The following is a 21,187-nucleotide window of genomic DNA, read 5'->3' on the forward strand; positions in this document are numbered from 1 at the left end:
GTTGGATGCACAGCTGCAGGCGGAACCGGGGCGGGCAGTCCGTCAACTGAATCGACGACGGCATTGCAGCGGGAGCCGTCAGAGGCGGCTGCTTCAGCGGCGAGGTGGTGGGCCAGCGCCGCCCATCCGCGTTACTGCGCCAGCCAGCGCAGCGCGGCGGCCAGCTCGGTGTCCACGCTCGCCACCGCATCGGCCCAGCGTGGCGGCACGACGACATCCGGCTGCACGCCGCTGTCCGGCGGGTCGCCCGGTGCAAAGCTGGCCACGAGCGGGATGTCCACCGCCACGCCCGAGGCCGGCAGCGTGATCCAGGCGATCTGCCCGCCGTTGAGGCCGCGCAGGTTGCCACCGGTGGGCTGCCCCAGCAACGTCGCCGCGCCGGAGGCCTTCAGGTCGCGCGCCAGCAGGTAGCCGGCCGAGCTGTTCTGCGGCCCCACCAGCGCCACGACCCGGCCGACGAAGGGCCGCGCCACAGGCGTGATGACGCGAGGCGGGCTGTCGGGCATCGCCCAGTTGCGCCCGGCCGTGCGGGTGACCTGGCCGGTGCGATCGAAGAAACCGAAGTCCCAGGTGTCGAGGTAGCGCGCCAGCGCATAGGGCACGCGCTCGTAGGCCGACTCGCGGCGACTGCCCGGCTGGGTGAACGGCTCGCGGATCAGGTGAGCCAGCAGCGCGCGGCCCAGGGCGTCGTCGCCGCCTTCGTTGTCGCGCAGGTCGATGACGAGGCGGCCGATGCCGCGCTCGGCCAGCTCCGCGAAGGCGCGGTCGAGGAAGGCGGCGCCGTCGAAGGTGCGGTTCCAGAAGGCGAAGGTCGGCAGCGTCAGCACAGCCGTGCCGGTGTCGGCCTCGATGCGCAACCGCCAATTCGCATCGCGCTCGCGCCAGCCGGCCGCCTGCAGCGCAAGCGCGCGCTCGGCGGACGTCAACGCCGGCGCCCTCACCTCGCGGCCGTCCGCCAGGCGCAACCGCCAGCCCTCGGGGCCGGGCGGGTACAGCAGCGGGAACAGGCGCTGCATCGCGCCGCCGTTGGCATCGTCGTCCAGTTGCGCCAGCCGCTTGCCGTCGCTGCCGCCATCGGCGCGCAGGTAGGGCAGCAGCGCAGCGGCGATCTGCGCCGGCGCCTGGCCTTCGATCGCCAGCAGCTCGCTGCCGGCTGGCACGGCGCCGCTGGCACTGGCGACCACGCGGATGCGCCCCTCGACGAAGCGCAGCACCAGCGGCAGCGTCTGCCGGCCCAGCAGCGCCTGCGTGGCCGGCGTCTGGTTGGACGGGTTGGTCCAGGTGTGGCCGCAGCGCACGGCGGCCGCGAGCCGCGTGGCCAGCAGGTAGAGCTGGGCGCGGCTGGCGCCCCCGGCCACGGCGGCGTTGGCGGCGGTGAACCCGGCGGCGATCTGCGCAGGCGTCGCGTAGCGGTACAGCCCCGGGTGCAGGTCGGTCAGCGCGCGTTGGAGGATGCGCAGGTCGCGCCGGGCGTCGTCGGCGCTCAGCTCCGGCGCGGCCCGCGCGGCGCCCCAGGTGAACAGCAGGCAGAGGATGAGGAGGAGATGTTTCATGGCCGCCAGCGTCGCCGCGGCGGCGGCGTCCCGCGACCCGGATCACCGCAAACCCGCGCCAGGCCTCGCTTTTTCAGGATCTGGCACGCCAGGCGGACGGCGTCATGCCGGTCTGCGCCTTGAACACGCGGTTGAAGCTGGTCTTGGAGCTGAAGCCGGCCTGCAGCGCCAGGTCCAGCAGCTCGTCGGTCGCGCCGTCGGCCAGGCGCTGCTGCAGCCAGGCCACGCGCAGCGCACCGATGACGTCGCTGAAGCCCTGGCCCAGCCCCTCGTTGAACGCGCGCGACAGGTAGCTGGTGTTGGTGCCCAGCAGGCGCGCCAGCCGGTCCAGGCCCAGCTCGGGGTCGCGGAACCAGGCCTCGCGCTCGGTGCGCTCGCGCCAGGCCTGGCCCAGCGCCGCCCAGTCGGTTGGCGGGCGGGGCGCGGGTGCGGGCGGGGCGGCCACGGCGTCGGGCTGCAGCGGGTGGCGCCGGCCGGCATGCCGCCAGGCCTCCAGCCCGAGCGCGAAGACGATCAGCGTCAGCGCCAGGTAGAGCCCGAAGCGGTCGAAGTAGTTCAGATGCCAGATCGCCGTGGCGGCCTCGTACGGCAGGCTGACGGCCAGCAGCAGCGCCAGCGCGACCAGCGTGCCGGCCAGGCCGTCGTAGCGGTGCTCGTCGGCATTGCTGACGTGCTGAGACAACCAGGCCTGGAAGCCACGGTAGCGGCGCCAGGCCAGTGCGAGGTAGACGGCCAGCGACGCGAGACCGGCTGCCGTCAGCGCGGGGGCGATGAAGCGGGCGTGGACGTCGGCGTCCCAGGCGGTCTTCCAGGCCAGCGGCTGCACGAAGCAGGTGCCGAAGTACAGCGCCGCCAGCCCGGCCGGCAGCAGGTGCCAGGCCCAGTGCCGCGGCAGCCGCTCGCGCGTGCGCTGCTGCACGTGCAGCCACAGCAGCGGCCCGAAGGCGAGTTCGTGGTCCAGCGGCGCGAAGCTCAGCCACGGCCAGGCGTCGTAGAAGCCGGCGTAGCCGATGACGTAGGGCGTCAGCTTCAGCGCCATGACCCCCAGCAGCGCCGCCACCCAGCGGTTGGCGCGGCGCTGGGCCGGGTCGGCCAGCAGCGCCGCGGCCACGGCCAGCGCGAACAGCGCGCCCAGGCCGAGCGTGGTGCTCCAGGGGCCGAAGCGGACCATGCGGACTCAGCCGCCGGCGCGCTTGACGGTCCAGCCTTCGGGCCGGGCCTTGAGCCAGGCGACGACCTTGTCGAGATGGTCGCCCTGGATCTCCACGACGCCGTCCTTGACCGTGCCGCCACTGCCGCACGTGGCCTTGAGCTGCTTGCCGAGTGCGGTCAGCGCCGCGTCATCCAGCGGCACGCCGCGCACGACGGTGACGCCCTTGCCCTTGCGGCCGGCCGTCTCGCGGCTCACGCGCACGATGCCGTCTCCCGCGGGCCTCGCCTTGGCCTTGCAGGCGCACTGGGCGATGGCTTGGCCGCAGCCCGGGCAGACACGGCCGACGTCCGTGGCGTAGACCAGCGTCATGGCGCGGGCTTCAACGTGCGCTCGAAGAACGCATCCATCGTGCGGTACAGGTGCAGCCGTGCCGCGCGGCCGGCGATGCCGTGGGCCTTGCCGGGGTAGATCTGCAGGTCGAAGGTCTTGCCGGCGGTCTGCAGCGCCTCGACGAGTCGCAGCGTGTGCTCGAACAGCACATTGTCGTCGGCCGTGCCGTGCACCAGCAGCAGCGGGCGCGACAGCAGCGCGGCGCGGGGCGGCAGGTTGGCGCTGGCGTACGTCGGCGCCTTGCCCCCCTCGGGCATGCCGAGGTAGCGCTCGGTGTATGCGGTGTCGTACAGCGTCCAGTCGGTCACCGGCGCGACGGCCACGGCGGCGGCGAAGGGCGTGTCGGTGTCCAGCACCGCGCGCGCACCCAGGTAGCCGCCATAGCTCCAGCCGAAGAAGCCGATGCGCGCCGGGTCCACGCCGGGCACGCGGTCGGGCAGCTGGCGCACGGCGGCGAACAGGTCGGCCACCTCCACATTGCCGAACGCGCGGTAATGGGCGCGCGTGAACTCGCGGTCACGGTGCTCCATGCCGCGCGTGTCCAGCGTCATCACGCCGTAGCCACGCTGCTGCCAATAGGCGATCAGCGGCATGTCGCGGCCCCAGCTCCAGTTGACGGTCTGCGCGCCGGGCCCGCCGTAGGCCATGACGATGACCGGGTGCCGGCCCTCGCGGCCATCGTTGGCTGCGAAGAAGAAGGCATTCAGCGGCGTGCGGCCATCGGCGGCCGTCAGCGCCAGCGCCAGCGGCGTGTTGCTGAATGCCTTGAGCTCGGGGGCCGGTGCGTCGCCGGCCAGCGCGATGGCGCCCTGCTGGCCCAGCGCGCGCAGCTCCAGCTGCGGCGGCTGGCCCCAGGCCGAGCGCGTGACGAGCAACCGCGTGCAGGCCTTGTCCGCCTTCGCGTCGCGCCACTGGCGCTGGGCAGCGCCGGGCAACGGCTGCGCGCTGCCGCCGGCCAGCGGCACGGTGAACAGCTCCTGGGTCTTGCCCATGTCGCCCGCGGCGGCGAAGACGACGCCACGCTCGCCCACGCACACGGCATGCGCGACGGCTTCAGGCTGCTGCGTCAGCGGTGTGCGCCGGCCCGTGGCGCGGTCGATCAGCAGCAACTGGCGGCGGCCCGACGCCTCGCTGGACCACAGCAGGCCGCGCGGCGTCTCGATGAGGTCGTCGTGCACCTCGACCCAGGCAGCGTCGGTCTCCACGGCGATGTCACGGGGCTCTGTCTTGAACTCGGTCAGCGTCAGCCGCGTCTGCTCGCGGTTGAACCATTGCAGCCAGGGCGTGCCGTCGGCAAACCAGCCGGCGCGCGAGATGTACTCGGCCCCGTCCTTGCCCGACCGCGGCAGCGGCAGCTCGCGGCGCTGGCCGCCGGCCGCGTCGAGGACGAATGCCGTGACCTGGGCATTGGTGGCGCCGGCCGCGGGGTAGCGCTGCTGCGTCATGGCCGTGCGGTCGGCAAAGATCTGCGCGCGGGTCTTCACCGCCACGCCGGACTCATCCACGCGCAACGCCAACAGCGACAGGCCATCGGCCGACCACCAGAAGCCGCGCTGGCGCGACAGCTCCTCCGCGGCGATGAACTCGGCCAGGCCCCAGTTCACGGTGTCGCTGCCGTCGGTCGTCAACTGGCGCGGCTGGCCGCCTTCGGCGAGCGGCATCACGAAGAGGTTGCCGCCCTGCACGTAGGCCAGGCGCTGGCCGTCTGGCGAGCAGCGCGGGTCCTGCTTGGGGGCGCCCGGCGTGCGCGTCAGGCGCTGGGCCTGCGGGCCCGTCGCCGTGAGCTTCACGAGGTAGAGGTCGCCCGACAAGGGAAACAGCAGCGCGCTGTCGTCATGGCCGCACCACTGGTAGCCGGTGATGCCGCGCTGGCTGATGCGTTTGCGCTCCAGCGCCATCTTCTCGGCCTCGCTGAGCTGCTGCGCAGCGCCGCCCAGCAGGTCGGCGGCGGCCACGAGCTTGCGCGGCTCGCCGCCCGTGGCCGGTTGCGCCCACAGCTCCAGCACCTCGCTGTCTGCAGCAGACGGGCGCAGGAAGCTGACCCACTGCCCGCCGGGCGAGAGCTCGGCCTGGCGTGGCAGACGGCCAGCCAGCGGCGGGTCGGACACGAGGCGCTCAAGCGGCAGGCCGGTGGCGGGCGCAGCCCAGGCTGAAACAGCGAATGCAAGCGCGGCGCATGCGGGCGCGGCGCGGAACAGGAAAGACGTCATGCCGGCATGCTAGCCCGCAGCGCGACGCCGGACAGAACTCACCCCGCCGAGGCGGCATGGTCCGGCAGGCTGGTTTGCGCTGCCACCACGCGCGGTGCGGCCTGAAGCCCCATGCATGGACCGACAAAGCTTATGAGGCAAACGCGTTTGCAGCCTTCCTATCATGCAGGCTCCCCCGCGCCCAACCAGGAGAGTCACCATGTCCCTGCGCATCAACGACATCGCCCCCGACTTCACCGCCCAGACCACGCAAGGCGAGGTCAAGTTCCACGACTGGATCGGCGACCACTGGGCCATCCTGTTCTCGCACCCCAAGGACTTCACGCCGGTGTGCACGACGGAGCTGGGCTACCTGGCCAAGATCGAACCCGAGTTCACCAGGCGCCACGCCAAGCTCATCGGGCTGTCGGTGGACCCGGTGGACAACCACCACCGGTGGGCCGCCGACATCGAAGAGACGCAAGGCCACTTGCCCAAGTACCCGCTGATCGGCGACAGCGACCTGAACGTCGCCAAGCTCTACAACATGCTGCCGGCGGATGTCGAGGGCACGTCCGAAGGCCGAACCGCGGCGACCAACGCCACCGTGCGCTCGGTCTTCATCGTCGGGCCGGACAAGCGCATCAAGCTCATCCTGACCTACCCGATGACGACGGGCCGCAACTTCGATGAGATCGTGCGCGTGCTCGACTCGCTGCAGCTGACCGCCAGGCACAAGGTCGCCACGCCGGCGAACTGGCAGCAGGGCGAGGACGTGATCATCGCGGGCTCGGTCAGCGACGAGGACGCGAAGACGCTGTTCCCCGCCGGCTGGAAGGCGCCCAAGCCCTACCTGCGCATCACCAAGCAGCCGGGTTGAAGGGCAACTGGGGTGAGCTGAGGCTGTAGGCGCCGGCCTGCCCGCAACGGTGGCGCTGGCCGATGCCGCGGCTGTGCGGAACTCGGCAGGATGGCTGGTGATTTCAAGATACAGGAACGCCCATGGTCCAACCCAAGCCCGCCACCCAACTTGCAGCAACGGGGAAGACGCCCTTCCCTGGCGCATCGGCTGCATACGACGACGCGCGCCGGGCCCTGCTCGCCGAAGAGATCGAGTTCCGCCGCCACATGACCCGGCTGACCGAGCAGCGCCGCGCGCTGCCGCCGGGGCCCGTCATCACCAAGGACTACCGCTTCAAGGACGAGCAGGCGTTCGACGTGGGACTGCTGGACCTGTTCGGCGACAAGCAGACGCTGGTCACCTACTTCTGGATGTACGGCCCGCAGCGCGAAAGGCCCTGCCCCATGTGCACCAACTGGCTGGGCGCCGTGCACGGCAACGCGGCGGACATCAAGCAGCGCGTGGCGCTGAAGATCCTGGGCCGCTCGCCGGTCGAGCGCCAGTACGCGTTCGCGTGGGAACGGGGCTGGAGCGAGCTGAACTTCATCCAGACCGTGGGCGACGACTACGCGAACGACCTGGGCCTGTTGAACGCCGATGGCAGCGAGAACCCGGCACTGGTGGTCTACCAGCGCGACGGCGACCAGGTGCGGCTGTTCTGGGCCAGCCAGATGACGCAGGACATGGCCGACCCCGGCCAGGACCCGCGCGACGCGCCGGACGTCGCCTCGCTGTGGTCCATCCTGGACCTGACGCCCGAGGGGCGCGGCACGGACTGGTATCCGAAGCTGCAGTACTGATACGGCTCAGGCGAACAGCCGCCTGGCCAGTTCGTCCGCGTCGTTGACCGTGCGCAGCTCGGCATAGGCCGCCTCGGCTTCGGGGTAGGCGCGCTTCAGGTAGTGCAGCCACTGCTTGAGCCGGCCGCCCTGGTGCCTGGCCGCGACGTGGGCACGCACCTGATCGAAAAAGACCTGCATCAGCGGCAGCAGCTCGGCCCAAGGCACAGGAGTGGCGCGCTGGCCCGCCACACGCAGCGCCAGCCCCGGATCGGCCACCATGCCGCGGCCCAGCATCAGGTGCTCGCAGCCGCTGCGCTCGCGCGCCAGCTCGGCGTGTTCGACGGTCCAGATCTCGCCATTGGCGATGACGGTGAGGGGCACGGCCTCGCGCACGGCGGCGATGCGCTCCCAGTAGGCCGGCGGCTTGTAGCCATCGGCCTTGGTGCGGGCGTGCACGACGATCTCGCTGCCGCCGGCATCGAAGATGGCGCGCGCCACGTCCAGCGTGCGGCTGTCGTCCATGTAGCCCAGCCGCATCTTGGCCGACACCATCACATCGGCCGGCACGGCGCGGCGCACGGCGGCGACGATCTCGTGGATCAGCTCCGGCTCGTCCAGCAGCACCGCACCACCACGGTGGCGGTTCACGCATTTGGCCGGGCAGCCGAAGTTCAGGTCGATGCCTTCGGGCTTGAGCTCGGCCAGCCGGGCGGCGTTCTCGGCCAGGCAGGTCACGTCCGAGCCCAGCAACTGCGGGTGCACCGGCACGCCGGCGGCGGTGCGGCCGCCGTTCCTCAGCTCCGGCACGATGCGCGTGAACACGCGGCTGGGCAGCAACTGGTCGGTCACGCGGATGAACTCGGACACGCACCGGTCCACGCCGCCCACGCGCGTCAGCACGTCGCGCAGGATGTGGTCGAGCAACCCTTCCATGGGCGCCAGCAGGATCACTTGGCGCCCTCCAGGTGCATCAGGTACAGCCGCAGGTCGAACTCCAACTGAAAGTAGTCCGGCTCCATGTGCTGGCAGAGTTGGTAGAAGGCCTTGTTGTGGTCCAGCTCGCGAAGGTGCGCCAGCTCGTGCACGACGATCATGTGCAGCAGCGCGGCGGGCGCCTCCTTGAACAGCGTGGCGACGCGGATCTCGCGGCGGGTCTTGAGCTTGGCGCCCTGCACCTGCGTGCGGCGCGTGTGCGTGCCCAGCGCCTGCTGCAGCACGCGCAGCTTGGCGTCGAAGCCCACGTATTGCAGCGGGCCGGCGTTGCGCAGGTGGCGGCTCTTCAGATCCTGCACGTAGTCGAACAACGCCGTGTCGCTGCGCACCTCGTGGCGTTCCGGCAGGCGACGGGCCAGGTGGTCGGCCAGGCGGCCGTCCAGGCGCAATTGCTCGGCCTGCACGATCAGCTCGGGGGGATAGCCGGCAAGGTAGCGGGCGGCAAGCATGGGTGAGTTTCAAAAGGCGCGGCAGCCCGGGTTTGACAGAGGGCTGCCGCGCGGGAGCGAGGTCAGGCGGACAGCGCGTTCAGGCGGTCCAGGCTCGCCATTGTCGCGAGGCAGGCGCGCGCCACCTCCTGGCCCTTGGTGGAGAAGTGTTCGGCGAAGAAGCGCTTGTGCTCGCCGTGCTCGTGGAAGTGGTGCGGCGTCAGCACGGCGGAGAACACCGGCACGTCGGTGTCCAGCTGCACCTGCATCAGCGCGTGGATGACCGCCTGGCCGACGAAATCGTGGCGGTAGATGCCGCCGTCCACGACGAGGCCGCAGGCGATGACGGCGTCGAAGCGGCCGCTGCGCGCGAGGCGCCTGGCATGCAGCGGGATCTCGAACGCGCCGGGCACGTCGATGACCGTCACGTGGTCGGCTGGGATTCGACATCGGTCGAACTCATGGCGTATCGCCGAGACGGCGACGCCGACGATGTCCCGGTGCCAGCTCGCGGCGACGATGGCCACGCGCGGGATGCGGTCGGACGGGTTGAACGGGGTGGGTTGGGTCTGATTCATGGTGTCCTCTTGGCAGACGGTTGTCCAGAATCAGGGCAAGCGCACGCGGCGGCGGCGCAGGCCACCGAACATGGCTGCGCCGTCGCTACGCGATCTCTTTCATCCGGACTGTGACCGTCGGCCCTGGCATCGCACCAGGTCTGCTGACCCTCCACCGCGCAGCGGCGAAGGCGCTCGCGGGCTCGTGCCTTCCTGTCGTCGGGCACCTACCGCCGGTGGGGAATTCCGCCCCGCCCTGAGAACGCTGCCGACCTTTCGGGTCAGCGGCGGCATCCTAGCGGCGCGGGCGGCATGATGGCGGTCATGTCCGAGACAGCCCCGACTCCCGTGTTCCGCGTGACCCTGCTGCCCGGCGGCGAAACCTTCGACTGCGCCGCCGGCCAGCCGCTGATGCTGGCCGGTCTGGCCGCGGGCGTCGCGCTGCCCTGGTCGTGCCGCAACGGCACCTGCCGGACCTGCATCTCGCAACTGGTAGCGGGCCGCATCGAGCACAGCATCCCGTGGCCGGGGCTGTCCGCCGAGGAAAAGGCCGAGGGCTGGGTGCTGCCCTGCGTGGCCTGCCCGCGCAGCGACGTGACGCTGCTATGGGTCTGACTACTTGCGCGGCATCACCAGCTTGGCGCCGCCTTGCGTCAGCGTGGCCGATGCGGCGGGGCCGTCGTCGGGGCTGAAGTCCAACTGCGCGTCCACCTCGGTGACATGCACGCGACGCGGCGTGCTGGCCTTCAGCACGAAGGCCGGCTGGCCCGGCGCCTGGCCGGTCAGCAGGCCGGTCTTGCCGTCAACGAAGACCTTGAAAGCGAACTGCGGCGAGCTGTAGTCGCCCACCAACGCCTGCATTTGCTCCGGCGTCAGCGTGATGAAGGCGGCAGCCGACGGCGCGTCGCCGCTGCGCACCCAGCGCTCGGCAGCGTCTGCCTCGCCGTTGTTGAACAGGCGCAAAGCCACGACCTTGCCATCGGCGCCGCGCTCCAGTTGCAGTTCGCTCAGCGAGTCGGGGAAGCCGTAGCGGTCGGCGCCCAGCGGCACCAGCGTCGCGATGCCACCGCCGCCGCGCTGGTGGGTCAGCGCACCGTCCTTCACGCGCAGCGTGCGGGTCTGGCCGTCGAAGCCGTAGACGCCCTCGGCGGCCTTCAGCTGCTCGGCCGGCACGGCCACCGGCTGGCGCTCGGGGAAGGGCTCGCCGATGGCGAACGCGGCCAGCTTGCGCGCGACCAGATCCATGCCGAAGCCGGGGCCGTCGGTGTTGCGCAGGATGACGACGGTCGTGCGGCTGTCCGGCAGGTAGTTCAGCGTCGACACGAAGCCATGGATGCCGCCGCCGTGCGTCAGCATCGGATGGCCGCGCAGCATGCCGGTCATGATGCCGAAGCCGTAATTGCGCGGCTTGGCCGCGCCTTCGGGCGCAATCATGCGTGCGTAGGTCGCGGCGGACAGCAGCTGGCCGCCATGCAGCGCCTGGTTCCAGCGCCACAGGCCCTCGGTGTTGGCGATCAGCGCACCGGCCGCGTGCGGCTGGGTCATGCTGAGGAAGCCGGCCGGCGCGACCTCGCGTTGGTCGTTCAATGTGTAGCCCTGGGCCATGCCCTTGAACAACTTGTCGCCGGCCTGGAAGTGCACGCTGGTGATGTGCGCCGGCCGCAGCAAGGACTCGTCGAGCTGCTGGTGCCAGGTCTTGCCCGAGATGGCCTCGATGACGGCGCCCAGCAACACGTAGCCCGAGTTGTTGTAGGCCCATTTCTCGCCCGGCGCGAAGTCCACCGGCAGGTCCTTGAACTCCTTGATGAGCTCAGCCGTCGTCAGGTCGCGGCGAACGGGATTGCCCATGTAACCCGGGATGCCGGTGTAGCTCTTGACGCCCGAGGTGTGGTTGAGCAGCTGCAGCAGCGTGATCTTCGCGGCGTTGGGATAGTCGGGCAGGAACCTGGACAGCGGGTCGTCCAGCTTCGCCTTGCCGTCATCGATCTGCTTGAGCAGAGTGGCCGCAGCGAACTGCTTGGTGACGGAGCCGATGCGCAGCAGCTGGTCCGGCTGCATGGGCACGCCCAGTTCGACGCTGGCCAGGCCGCGCGCGCCCTTGTAGAGCAACTGGTCGCCGCGCGCGACGAGCACGGTGACGCCTGGGCCATCGCGGTTCAGCTGCTGCGCGTCCAGCAACTGGTCGGCATAGGCCGCCATGGCGGCGGGCGTGGCGGGTTGGGCGGCGTCGGCGGTGCCGACCAGCAGCGCCAGCAGGACGGCAGCGGAAATCTTGGAGGGGTACATGGCGTAAGCAGTGGAAGGCAACGCCGCGCAGCATCGCTGCCCGGGCGCCGCGCCGCAACCCGGCTTGCGACGGACTGCAGAAACGCCGGCATGGGCGGCAGCGCCATCCACAGCCGCTGTGGACAACCCGGTGAACAGGCTGCGGGCGGGTGCTGCAAGTGCCTGTCGTTCAGGCGTTTTCTTAATCTGCCTCAGTTTCGGGCAGGGGTTTCGCTGCGGACAATTGCAGGATGCACCGCACCATCTTCACAACCCCCGGGGTCAGCACCCTGCTGCGCGGGGCCTCGCGTGCCTGGCTGCGGCTGGCCGGCTGGACCGTGCAAGGCGAGCTGACGCCGCAGGCACGCAAGAGCGTTTTCATCGCCGCGCCGCACACCAGCAACTGGGACCTGCCCTACACGCTCTTCGCCGCATTCGCGCTGCGGCTGACGCCGTACTGGATGGGCAAGGCCTCGATCTTCCGCTTCCCGTTCGGCGGCCTGATGCGCTACCTGGGCGGCATTCCGGTGGACCGCAGCAAGTCCAACAACCTCGTCGCCGCATCCGCCGACGCGCTGCGCGCCGCCGACGGCCCGGTGCAACTCATCGTGCCGCCCGAGGGCACGCGCAGCAAGACGATCTACTGGAAGACCGGCTTCTACTGGATCGCCCACTCGGCCGGCCTGCCCATCGTGATGGCCTACATGGATTACCCGCGCAAGCTCGTGGGCCTGGGCCCGGTGTTCCAACCGACCGGCGACCTCGAGGTCGACATGCGCGAGATCAAGCAGTTCTACGCCCAGTTCAAGGGCAAGAACTGGCAGCAGTTCAGCCACGAGTGAGCCGCCAGGCCAGTGCGCGCCGCCCGGTCGCATCGCTCGCCCCGACAGATTTCCCTATCGCAGTCGTGTGAATTTTCCCTTTCCGTAACCTGTTCCTTCACAAACTGCAACGAGGCTTAGTCCCATAGCCCCCTCGGGCGCTGGCGCAGACACTGCGCCGCGCTCGGCGTGATATTTCTCACGCCGTGACATCTTCAACGTCTCACGAGGGCAATTCATGAAGTCAGTCAAACTCGCCGCGGGCCTGCTCGCGGCCGGACTCACATTAGGGGCGCAAGCCGACCCCTACTTCACTGAGAACTTCGACAGCATCGCCGGGCTGTCGGCCACGGGCTGGGTGCTCAACAACCAGAGCTCGCCTGCGGGCAGCGCGTGGTTCCAGGGCAACTCGGGCGTCTTCGGTGCGCAGGCCGGCGCCGCCGACGCCTACATCGCCGCCAACTTCCTGAGCACCACGGCCGTCAATGGCGTGGTCGACAACTGGCTGATCAGCCCGGAGCTGGCGATCGGATCGGGTTCGACGCTGACGTTCTACACGCAGGCGTCGGACGCCGGCTACCTGGACAAGCTGGAGATCCGCTTCAGCAGCGGCGCCAGCACGGACCTCTCCAGCTTCTCGACCGTCATCGGCACGGTGGGCAGCACGTCCGCCTACCCGGTGGGCAGCTGGCTCGCCGTGACCGTCGCGCTGCCGACGGCCGCCACCGGCCGCTTCGCCTTCCACTACACGGTGGCCGACGCCAACGACGCCAGCTACATCGGCATCGATTCGGTGTCCGTCAGCGCCGTGCCGGAAGCCTCCACGTTCGCCATGCTCGGCCTGGGCCTGATCGCCGTGGGCGCGATCCAGCGCCGCCGCGCCGCAGCGACCGCCACCCTGTCGATCTGAAGGAGTTCAGACCATGAAGAAAACCATCTCTGTATCCGCTGGCGCGCTCGCGCTGGCGTTCACGCTGCTGGCGCCGTTGAGCGCCAGCGCCGGCGAGGCCATGCGCGTCGTGCGCGACCCCGTGACCGGTGAAATGCGCGGCCCGACGGCTGCCGAGGCCGCCGCGTTCGCCAAGGCCGAGGCGCAACTGCGCCTGGGCAGCGGCAGCAAGGCCATCGTCAAGACGCCCGTCGAGATCCGCTATCCCGACGGCACCGTCGAGACCAAGCTCGATGAGGACTCCATGATGTTCTCCGTCGTCTCGGCCAACGAAGACGGCACGCTGAACTTCGACTGCCTGCCTGCACAGGAAGCCAAGCAATTCATGAAGGACAAGGCGCCTGCCAAGTCCGCCTCCAAAGCCAAAGCAGCCGCAAAGGTGAAGCATGACCACTAAGCAACTCATCGCCACACTGGCACTGGCCGGCGCATCGCTCGGCCTGACCGGCACGGCCCAGGCCGCCGCCACCATCGTCATCAACAACACCAACGCCGCGGGCGTCGGCTTCAACGACACGACGCCGGCCACGCCGGTGGGCGGCAACCCCGGCACCACGCTGGGCGCGCAACGCCTGTTCGCGTTCACCTACGCCGCCAACCTGTGGGGCGCCACGCTGACCAGCAGCCAGCCCATCGTCATCAACGCATCGATGACGCCGCTGACCTGCACCGCCACGTCAGCCACGCTGGGCAGCGCCGGTGCGACGAGCAGTTTCCGCAACTTCGCCAATGCGCCGTATGCCAACACGCAGTACTCGTACGCGCTGGCGAACAAGCTGGCAGGCGCCTACCTGGGCACGGCCAACGCGGCGCAGATCACCGCCAGCTTCAACTCCAACCTGGGCTTGAATGCCAACTGCCTGCCGGGTCGCGGCTGGTACCTGGGCCTGGACGGCAACCACGGCACGGACATCGACTTCGTCGTCGTGCTGCTGCATGAGATGGGCCATGGCCTGGGCTTCCAGACCTTCACCAACGGCTCCAGTGGCGCGCAGAGCGGCGGCTTCCCGTCGATCTGGGATCGCTTCCTGATGGGCTCGGTCACGGGCAAGCTCTGGTACGAGATGACCAATGCGGAACGCGCCGCGTCGGCGATCAGCATGGACAAGCTGGTCTGGACCGGCCCCAACGTCACCGCCGCCATCCCGAACGTGCTCAAGTTCGGCCTGGCCAGCGCCACGTTCAGCGGCTCGGCGGCCGGTGCGATCGCCGGCACGGTGCGCGTTGGCGAGGCGGACTTCGGCCCGGCGCTGGGCTCGTCGCCGATCTACGGCGAAGTGATGCCGGTGACCGAGCAGACGGCTGGCGCGGGTGAAGGCTGCGAGCCCTTCAACGCGACGAACGCGCGCGCGGTGCAGGGCAAGGTCGCCTTCATCACGCTGGGCGTCTGCACGGCCTCGACGAAGACCCGCAATGCGGAGAACGCCGGCGCCATCGCGGTCATCATCGGCGACACCGTGGCCGAGACCGCCGTTCAGCCCATCCCGCTGGGTGGCTGGGACAGGACGCTGACCATCCCCGCGTCGCGCATCTTCCTGACGGATGCCGTCAAGCTGCGTACCGCGCTGGCCAAGCGCTCGCGCACCGCCTCCGGCGTGTTCGTGTCGCTGGGCCGCAATGGTGGCGCGCAATACGCTGGCGCGGACCCGTTCGGCCGCGCGCTGATGTACGCACCGAACCCGTTCATCAGCGGCTCGTCGGTCTCGCACTTCGACCGCACGATGTTCCGCAACCAGCTGATGGAGCCGAACATCAGCAATGACCTGGGCCAGGGCCTGATCCCGCCGACGGACATGACCTTCCTGCTGATGCAGGACATCGGCTGGTAAGCCCCGTCCTCGGACGACAAAGGGCACGGTGCAGACCGTGCCCTTTTTCATTGGCGAGGCCGTTCGCTCGCCGACAATCCGTTCGATGACCGATACCGCTGCCAGCAAGGATCCCCTGCACGGCCTCACGCTGGAGGCCATCGTCACCGCACTGGTCGAGTACTTCGGCTGGCCGGAGCTGGGTCAGCGCATCGCCATCAAATGCTTCCAGGTCGACCCCAGCGTGGCGTCGAGCCTGAAGTTCCTGCGCAAGACGCCGTGGGCGCGCGCCAAGGTGGAAAGCCTGTACCTGTTCATGCGCCGCGAGCAGGCCCGCGCCGCGCGCTGACGCCGTCAGCAGGCGAGCAAGCCGCATCCGGGCCGAGCGCTGGGCCGCTCCCAAGCCGGCCCGTCAGGCGATGTGCTTGCCGGTCGAGCCGGCAAGCATCGCCGTCCCCGCGCGGGACCGGCTGGACTTGCCCGCGTTCAGCGCGGCAAGGCCGGACGAGGGGTCTACTTCGGCTCAGGCAACTCGATCTTCACTTCCAGCACCTCCAGGTCGCCCTGGCGCTCCATGTGCACCTTGATGTCGTCCGGGTTGATGGACACGTACTTGCTGATGACGGCCACCAGCTCCTTCTGCAGCTGCGGCAGGTAGTCGGGGCTGCTGCTGCGGCCGTTGCGCTCGTGCGCCAGGATGAGCTGCAGCCGCTCCTTGGCGACGCTGGCCGAGCTCTTCTTTTCACCGAGGAAGAAGTTCAGGAATCCCATGGTGCGACCTCCCTCACCTGCCACCGAAGACGCGCTTGAACCAGCTCGGCTTCACGGCTTCGGTGAAGCGCATCGGCTTGTCCTCGCCCAGGAAGCGCGCCACCACGTCCTTGTAGGCCTCGGCCACGTCCGTGTCGGCCAGGTGGATGGCCGGCGTGCCCTGGTTGGACGCCTGCAGCACGCTCTCGCTCTCGGGGATGACGCCGATCAGCGGCGTGCGCAGGATCTCGTGGATGTCGTCCAGGCTCAGCATCTGGCCGCCCTCGACGCGGTTGGGGTTGTAGCGGGTGATGAGCAGGTGCTCCTTGACCGGCTCGCCGCCTTCGATGGCGCGCTTGGTCTTGCTGGAGAGCATGCCCAGGATGCGGTCGCTGTCACGCACCGAGGAGACCTCGGGGTTGGTCACCACCAGCGCCTCGTCGGCGTAGTGCATGGCCATCAGCGCGCCCGTCTCGATGCCGGCCGGCGAGTCGCAGATGATGTAGTCGAACTCCATCGCCTTCAGCTCTTCGAGCACGCGCTCGACGCCTTCCTGCTTCAGCGCGTCCTTGTCGCGCGTCTGGGACGCGGCCAGGATGTAGAGCTTGTCGAGCTGCTTGTCCTTGATGAGCGCCTGCGTGAGCTTGATCTCTTCATTGACGACGTTGATCAGGTCGTACACCACGCGGCGCTCCACGCCCATGATGAGGTCGAGGTTGCGCAGGCCCACGTCGAAGTCGATGACGCAGGTCTTGAGCCCGCGCATCGCCAGGCCCGTGGCGAAGCTCGCGCTGGTGGTGGTCTTGCCGACCCCGCCCTTGCCGGAGGTGACGACGACGATCTTGGTCATCTGGGTATTCCTTGCGTTTCGGTAGCGTTCAGGATTGCAGCGGCTGCAGCAGCAGCTTTTCGCCGTCGAGGTAGACCTGGGCCGGCTTGCCCGCGACGTCGGCCGGCAGGGGGTTCTCTGCGGTGCGGTAGATGCCGGCCACGGCCAGCAGCTCCGCCTCCAGGCTCTGCGTGTAGATGCGCGCCGACGTGTCGCCGCGCGCACCGGCGATGGCCTTGCCACGCAGCGGTGCATAGACGTGGATGCTGCCGTCGGCGATGACCTCGGCGCCATGGCTGACGACGGCCAGCACGACCAGGTCGCCGCCCTTGGCGTAGACCTGCTGGCCGGAGCGCAACGGCTTGTCGATGATCAGCGCGGGCACCGGGGCCGCGGGCCGCTCGACGATCTTCTCGACGACGACCTCGCGCACCACTTCGCGCACGCTTGCGGCGGGTGCGGCCACCGCCGCGCGTTCCATCGCCGGCTCGTCAGCCGCATCCGCCAGGCCCAGCGCCTGCGCCACGGCCAGCTCGTCCGCCGTCGCACCCGCCACGGCCACCGGTTGCAGCTGGCTCGCGCGCAGCAGCTCCACGATGGCCTTCAGGTCCACCGGCGCGGGGCCGTCCAGCGCCAGCGGCGCCTGACCGGCGGCGGGTGCCGCGGCGCGTTGCAGCAGGCTCAGGTCGATCACCACCGGCTCGTGCTCGAAGCCACCCGCACCGGCACGTTCGGCCCAGTCCGCGGCCAGCTCGGCCATGTCGGCGCTGTGCAGCACCAGGCCCAGCAGGCTGAAGCGGCGCGACTTCAGTTCGAACGCGCTGGCGCGCGCCGCAGCCCTGCGCCCGCCGCCGTCCCGTGTCGTGTCCGATTCACCCATGTGCGCCGCTGCCGCCCCGCTCAAAAGGGCGCGAGTTTAGCTGGCCCCCTCCACTTCGCCGGCTGGGGACTGCCCGCAAGCTGACCACCCAGGCCCGCGACGGTGCGCCTCAAAAACTGGCACTGCACGCGCCAAGGTGGCCGATCAAGGACTTAGCGCAGCTGTCGTCAGCCGGCCCACAGACTTGTCCACAGCGGATGGGGACAAAGCCGCACACCGTGTCATCCAGACCCGTGACATCCGTCCTTCGCGGCTTGACTTATCCCCAAATCCGAAGGCCGTCAAGCGTTTTGGACCCTGACACCGCTCGCGCCGCACAAGGCCCACGCTATTTCTCTAAGTCATTGATTCATATAGGCCACTTGCGGGTGCACAAAAATTCAGCAACCTAAGCGGAGCCGCATCGCACAAGGGCTTGGCTGCGATGCAAGGGGGTTGTCCACAAAGTTTTCCACAGACTCGGTGGATAGCTTGTCGAAGTGTTACGAATCAGTGACTTAGCGGCCGTCCTTGAGGCGTTCTGTAGCTTTCCCTGCCAAGTGCGAAACCGCGCCGCCGGGAGGGGCGGGTTACATTGGGCGTCGCCCGCAGCTTGCGGGCACTGCAAGGAGAACCGCCTTTGGCCACGCCGAACTACAGCTATGAGAAACGCCAGCGCGAGCTGGCCAAGAAACGCAAGGCGGAGGAAAAGCGCCAGCGCAAGCTGAGCGGCAAGCCTGACGAGCCCGACAACGCCGACGAGCCGCAGGCCGATGGCGACGCTGCCTCAGCCCCGGCCAACCCCGCCGAGCCACAAACCTAAAATCGTCCGTTTACCTGCCTCCCTGCCCGCAGCCGCCGTCCCATGCCCCGCCAGCTCTTCGTCACCACTGCCCTGCCCTATGCGAATGCCGGTTTCCACATCGGCCACATCATGGAGTACACCCAGGCCGACGTCTGGGTGCGCTACCAACGCATGGCGGGTTCGCAGGTGCACTTCGTCTGCGCGGACGACGCCCATGGCGCGCCCATCATGATCGCGGCCGAGAAGGCCGGGAAGACGCCGCAGGATTTCGTCGCGGCGATCGCCGCCGGCCGCAAGCAGTACCTCGACGGCTTCCACATCAGCTTCGACAACTGGCACTCGACGGACGGGGCTGAGAACCACGAACTCTCCAAGTCGGTCTACCTCGCGCTGCGCCACAACGAGCTGATCTCGACCAAGACCATCGAGCAGTTCTTCGATCCGGACAAGGCGATGTTCCTGCCGGACCGCTTCATCAAGGGCGAATGCCCCAAGTGCGGCGCGAAGGACCAGTACGGCGACTCCTGCGAGGTCTGCGGCGCCGTCTACGCGCCCACCGAGCTGAAGAACCCGTACTCGGTGCTGTCCGGCGCCACGCCGGTGCTCAAGACCAGCGAGCATTACTTCTTCCGCTTGAGCGACCCGCGCTGCGTCGAGTTCCTGACGCAGTGGACGCAGGAGGCAGGCCGCCTGCAACCCGAGGTGCTGAACAAGATCCGCGAGTGGTTCGAGCCGGACGAAGAAGGCAACAACCGCCTCAGCGACTGGGACATCAGCCGCGACGCCCCGTACTTCGGCATCGAGATCCCCGACGCGCCGGGCAAGTACTTCTATGTCTGGCTGGACGCGCCCATCGGCTACCTCGCCTCGCTGAAGAACTACTTCGGCAAGATCGGCAAGGATTACGACGCCTTCATGGCCGACCCGACGGTGGAGCAGGTCCACTTCATCGGCAAGGACATCACCTACTTCCACACGCTGTTCTGGCCGGCGATGCTGCATTTCAGTGGCAAGCATTTGGCCGACGGCACTTACGTGCCGCGGAAGACGCCCAACCACGTCTTCGTGCACGGCTTCATGACCGTGAACGGCGGCGAGAAGATGAGCAAGAGCCGCGGCACCGGCCTGGACCCGCTGAAGTACCTCAGCCTGGGCCTGAACGCCGAATGGCTGCGTTACTACATCGCCGCCAAGCTCAATGCCCGCGTCGAGGACATCGACTTCAACCCCGAGGACTTCGCCGCCCGCATCAACAGCGACCTGGTCGGCAAGTACATCAACATCGCGTCGCGCGCGGCCGGCTTCCTGGCCAAGCGCTTCGGCGGCCACCTGAGTGGCGACCTGGGTGTTGAAGGCCGCATGCTGCTGGACGCGCTGCGCGGCCAGAGCGGATCGATAGCCGAGCTGTACGAGGCGCGCGAGTTCGGCAAGGCGCTGCGCGAGATCATGGCGCTGGCCGACAAGGTCAACGAGTTCGTCGACCAGCACAAGCCCTGGGAGCTGGCCAAGCAGGACGGCATGGACGCCGCGCTGCACGATGTCTGCAGCGTCTGCATCGAGGCCTTCCGCCTGCTGACGATCTACCTCAAGCCGGTGCTGCCGGCGCTGGCCGCGCAGGTCGAGGCCTTCCTGAAGATCGCCCCCCTGCAGTGGCACGACAGCGCCCGCGCGCTCGGCGCCCACCAGATCGGCGCCTACCAGCACCTGATGCAGCGTGTGGACCTCGCCAAGGTCGAGCAGTTGTTCGAGGCCCCGGCGCCCATCAAGATCAGCCCCGGCGGCGAGGACATCGCCGCGGAGATCAAGATCGACGACTTCGCCAAGGTCGACCTGCGCATCGCGCGCATCGTCAAGGCCGAGCACGTCGACGGCTCGGACAAGCTGCTGCGCCTGACGCTGGACGTGGGCGAGGGGCGCCTGCGCAACGTCTTCAGCGGCATCAAGAGCGCCTACAAGCCCGAGGCGCTGGAAGGCAAGCTGACCGTGCTGGTCGCCAACCTCGCGCCGCGCAAGATGAAGTTCGGCGTCAGCGAAGGCATGGTGCTGGCCGCCAGCCACGCCGACGAGAAGGCCCACCCCGGCATCTTCGTGCTGGAGCCCTTCCCGGGCGCCCAGCCCGGCATGCGGGTGCGCTAGCCCACGCGGGCAGCGACAAGGACAGGGCGCCGCTCATGCCCGCCCAGTACGCGCGCCGCCTGCTGGCCGTCGAACGCGACGCGCAGAGGAACGCCCACCTGGGCTGGGTGCTGGCCTTCGTGGCCGGCGCCACCAATGCGGGCGGTTTCCTGGCCGTGCAGCAGTACACCTCGCACATGACGGGCATGGTCTCCGCCGCGGCGGACGGCCTCGTGCTGGGCCGCCCGCAAGCCCTCGCCACCGCCATCGGCGCGCTGCTGTCCTTCACGGCGGGGGCCACCTGCACCTCGCTGCTGGTGAACTTCGGACGCCAGCGCCAGGCGCACAGCGTCTTCGCGCTGCCCCTGCTGCTGGAGGCCGCCTGCCTCATCGCCTTCGGGCTGATGGGCGCCTGGCTGGCCGACCTGCACGCCCTCTTCATCCCGGCCACCGTGGCGGTGCTGTGCTTCACGATGGGCCTGCAGAACGCGCTGATCACCAAGGTCTCACGCGCCGAAATCCGCACGACGCATGTCACCGGCATCGTCACCGACATCGGCATCGAGCTCGGCCGCCTCCTGTACGGCCTGGGCAAGCCTCCCGTGCAAGGCAGTGCCGCCAGGCTGCGGCTGCTGGGTGGGCTGCTGCTGGCCTTTGCGGTCGGCGGCGTGGCGGGCGCCTGGGCGTTCAAGGCGCTGGGCTATGCGGCCACGCTGCCGCTGGCCGCACTGCTCGCCTTCCTCGGCGCCGTGCCGGCGCTGGACGACGTCGGCCGGCTGCGATCCGGGCCCACCGACTAAAATGCGCGGATTCGTTTGCGAGACCACCATGCCGCTGTTCTGGAAGCCCTACAAGTCCGAAGTCACGAACTTCATCGAGCAGCTCAAGGCCCAGCGCCCCACGCTCGAAGCCGAACAGCGCGCCGGCCGCGCACTGCTGTGGGACAAGCCGCAGGACCGCGCCGCGCAGGCCGACTTCAACGACGCCCGCGTGCCCCAGCAACCCTACGTCTATCAAACGTCCGGCAAGTAGGCCTTGAC

Annotated in this window: 23 protein-coding genes and 1 riboswitch; of the genes, 12 read left to right on the top strand and 11 right to left on the bottom strand. The window is 69.2% G+C overall.

The genetic code is table 11. The annotated features are described in order from the left end of the window. Nucleotides 1-131: 131 nt before the first annotated feature. From ACO07H_RS19060 to ACO07H_RS19075, 4 genes are all read right to left on the bottom strand, one after another. Entirely contained in the window at nucleotides 132-1,553 is a 1,422-nt protein-coding gene (locus ACO07H_RS19060; protein WP_422017028.1) for a S41 family peptidase, read from the bottom strand. 73 nt (nucleotides 1,554-1,626) lie between these two features. Beyond that, nucleotides 1,627-2,724, bottom strand: a complete 1,098-nt coding sequence (locus ACO07H_RS19065) for a helix-turn-helix domain-containing protein (RefSeq protein ID WP_422017030.1) — start codon at nucleotides 2,722-2,724, stop codon at nucleotides 1,627-1,629. 6 nt (nucleotides 2,725-2,730) lie between these two features. After that, nucleotides 2,731-3,075: a translation initiation factor Sui1 gene (locus ACO07H_RS19070; RefSeq protein WP_422017032.1), complete on the bottom strand. Its 345-nt coding sequence runs from the start codon at nucleotides 3,073-3,075 to the stop codon at nucleotides 2,731-2,733. Next, on the bottom strand, nucleotides 3,072-5,306 hold the full coding sequence (locus tag ACO07H_RS19075) for an alpha/beta fold hydrolase (RefSeq protein WP_422017034.1): 2,235 nt from the start codon (nucleotides 5,304-5,306) through the stop codon (nucleotides 3,072-3,074). Before ACO07H_RS19075 ends, ACO07H_RS19070 begins: the two co-directional genes overlap by 4 nt. A 199-nt stretch (nucleotides 5,307-5,505) precedes the next feature. On the opposite strand from ACO07H_RS19075, the gene ACO07H_RS19080 reads away from it, so the two are divergent. Together ACO07H_RS19080 and ACO07H_RS19085 are read left to right on the top strand one after the other, a co-directional pair. Then, nucleotides 5,506-6,165, top strand: a complete 660-nt coding sequence (locus ACO07H_RS19080) for a peroxiredoxin (RefSeq protein ID WP_422017036.1) — start codon at nucleotides 5,506-5,508, stop codon at nucleotides 6,163-6,165. 122 nt (nucleotides 6,166-6,287) lie between these two features. Next, nucleotides 6,288-6,986 (top strand): DUF899 family protein, encoded by a 699-nt coding sequence (locus ACO07H_RS19085; RefSeq protein ID WP_422017038.1) that lies wholly within the window; start codon nucleotides 6,288-6,290, stop codon nucleotides 6,984-6,986. Between the two features lie 6 nt (nucleotides 6,987-6,992). On the opposite strand, the gene ACO07H_RS19090 is transcribed toward ACO07H_RS19085, so the two are convergent. From ACO07H_RS19090 to ACO07H_RS19100, 3 genes are all read right to left on the bottom strand, one after another. After that, the gene (locus ACO07H_RS19090; protein ID WP_422018662.1) at nucleotides 6,993-7,901 is read right to left on the bottom strand and encodes a tRNA dihydrouridine synthase; all 909 of its coding nucleotides are present in this window, start codon (nucleotides 7,899-7,901) and stop codon (nucleotides 6,993-6,995) included. Nucleotides 7,902-7,915: 14 nt separating this feature from the next. Beyond that, a complete protein-coding gene (locus ACO07H_RS19095; protein ID WP_422017040.1) occupies nucleotides 7,916-8,410 on the bottom strand; it encodes a M48 family metallopeptidase in 495 nt (164 codons plus the stop codon). A gap of 62 nt (nucleotides 8,411-8,472) precedes the next feature. Beyond that, nucleotides 8,473-8,967, bottom strand: a complete 495-nt coding sequence (locus ACO07H_RS19100; RefSeq protein WP_422017042.1) for a 6,7-dimethyl-8-ribityllumazine synthase — start codon at nucleotides 8,965-8,967, stop codon at nucleotides 8,473-8,475. An 87-nt stretch (nucleotides 8,968-9,054) separates the two neighbouring features. After that, a riboswitch (FMN riboswitch) is annotated at nucleotides 9,055-9,214 on the bottom strand. A 56-nt stretch (nucleotides 9,215-9,270) separates the two neighbouring features. Here ACO07H_RS19100 and ACO07H_RS19105 point away from each other — a divergent pair. Beyond that, nucleotides 9,271-9,561, top strand: coding sequence for a 2Fe-2S iron-sulfur cluster-binding protein (locus ACO07H_RS19105; RefSeq protein ID WP_422017044.1), 291 nt, complete (start codon nucleotides 9,271-9,273; stop codon nucleotides 9,559-9,561). Here the strand turns inward: ACO07H_RS19105 and ACO07H_RS19110 are convergent, their stop codons facing one another. Beyond that, nucleotides 9,562-11,232, bottom strand: a complete 1,671-nt coding sequence (locus tag ACO07H_RS19110) for a serine hydrolase domain-containing protein (protein WP_422017046.1) — start codon at nucleotides 11,230-11,232, stop codon at nucleotides 9,562-9,564. Between the two features lie 230 nt (nucleotides 11,233-11,462). Here ACO07H_RS19110 and ACO07H_RS19115 point away from each other — a divergent pair, with 230 nt between their 5' ends. The 5 genes from ACO07H_RS19115 (at nucleotide 11,463) to ACO07H_RS19135 (ending at nucleotide 15,138) form a co-directional block, all read left to right on the top strand. After that, complete coding sequence (locus tag ACO07H_RS19115) at nucleotides 11,463-12,053, top strand: 1-acyl-sn-glycerol-3-phosphate acyltransferase (protein ID WP_422017048.1); 591 nt, start codon at nucleotides 11,463-11,465, stop codon at nucleotides 12,051-12,053. Between the two features lie 217 nt (nucleotides 12,054-12,270). After that, nucleotides 12,271-12,942: a choice-of-anchor J domain-containing protein gene (locus ACO07H_RS19120; protein WP_422017050.1), complete on the top strand. Its 672-nt coding sequence runs from the start codon at nucleotides 12,271-12,273 to the stop codon at nucleotides 12,940-12,942. A gap of 13 nt (nucleotides 12,943-12,955) precedes the next feature. Beyond that, entirely contained in the window at nucleotides 12,956-13,378 is a 423-nt protein-coding gene (locus ACO07H_RS19125; RefSeq protein WP_422017052.1) for a post-PEP-CTERM-1 domain-containing protein, read from the top strand. Further along, complete coding sequence (locus ACO07H_RS19130; RefSeq protein WP_422017054.1) at nucleotides 13,368-14,810, top strand: PA domain-containing protein; 1,443 nt, start codon at nucleotides 13,368-13,370, stop codon at nucleotides 14,808-14,810. Before ACO07H_RS19125 ends, ACO07H_RS19130 begins: the two co-directional genes overlap by 11 nt. An 85-nt stretch (nucleotides 14,811-14,895) precedes the next feature. Then, nucleotides 14,896-15,138 (top strand): VF530 family DNA-binding protein, encoded by a 243-nt coding sequence (locus ACO07H_RS19135; RefSeq protein ID WP_422017056.1) that lies wholly within the window; start codon nucleotides 14,896-14,898, stop codon nucleotides 15,136-15,138. 164 nt (nucleotides 15,139-15,302) lie between these two features. Here ACO07H_RS19135 and minE read toward each other — a convergent pair whose 3' ends face one another. From minE to minC, 3 genes are read right to left on the bottom strand one after another with little or no spacing between them, the layout of a single operon-like run. Continuing rightward, nucleotides 15,303-15,560, bottom strand: coding sequence for a cell division topological specificity factor MinE (gene minE, locus ACO07H_RS19140; protein ID WP_422017058.1), 258 nt, complete (start codon nucleotides 15,558-15,560; stop codon nucleotides 15,303-15,305). A 13-nt stretch (nucleotides 15,561-15,573) separates the two neighbouring features. Further along, entirely contained in the window at nucleotides 15,574-16,389 is an 816-nt protein-coding gene (gene minD, locus ACO07H_RS19145) for a septum site-determining protein MinD (protein WP_422017060.1), read from the bottom strand. Between the two features lie 28 nt (nucleotides 16,390-16,417). After that, nucleotides 16,418-17,248 (bottom strand): septum site-determining protein MinC, encoded by an 831-nt coding sequence (gene minC, locus ACO07H_RS19150; protein WP_422017062.1) that lies wholly within the window; start codon nucleotides 17,246-17,248, stop codon nucleotides 16,418-16,420. Between the two features lie 619 nt (nucleotides 17,249-17,867). On the opposite strand from minC, the gene ACO07H_RS19155 reads away from it, so the two are divergent. From ACO07H_RS19155 to ACO07H_RS19170, 4 genes are read left to right on the top strand one after another with little or no spacing between them, the layout of a single operon-like run. Continuing rightward, nucleotides 17,868-18,050: a hypothetical protein gene (locus ACO07H_RS19155; RefSeq protein WP_422017064.1), complete on the top strand. Its 183-nt coding sequence runs from the start codon at nucleotides 17,868-17,870 to the stop codon at nucleotides 18,048-18,050. Nucleotides 18,051-18,092: 42 nt separating this feature from the next. Next, nucleotides 18,093-20,168 (top strand): methionine--tRNA ligase, encoded by a 2,076-nt coding sequence (gene metG / locus ACO07H_RS19160; protein WP_422017066.1) that lies wholly within the window; start codon nucleotides 18,093-18,095, stop codon nucleotides 20,166-20,168. A 35-nt stretch (nucleotides 20,169-20,203) separates the two neighbouring features. Next, complete coding sequence (locus ACO07H_RS19165) at nucleotides 20,204-20,947, top strand: YoaK family protein (protein WP_422017068.1); 744 nt, start codon at nucleotides 20,204-20,206, stop codon at nucleotides 20,945-20,947. A gap of 28 nt (nucleotides 20,948-20,975) precedes the next feature. Beyond that, nucleotides 20,976-21,179: a DUF3460 family protein gene (locus ACO07H_RS19170; RefSeq protein WP_422018663.1), complete on the top strand. Its 204-nt coding sequence runs from the start codon at nucleotides 20,976-20,978 to the stop codon at nucleotides 21,177-21,179. The last annotated feature ends 8 nt before the right edge of the window (nucleotides 21,180-21,187 follow it).

The sequence above is a fragment of the Roseateles sp. genome (assembly GCF_965229315.1).
Taxonomy (GTDB): Bacteria; Pseudomonadota; Gammaproteobacteria; order Burkholderiales; family Burkholderiaceae_C; genus Pelomonas.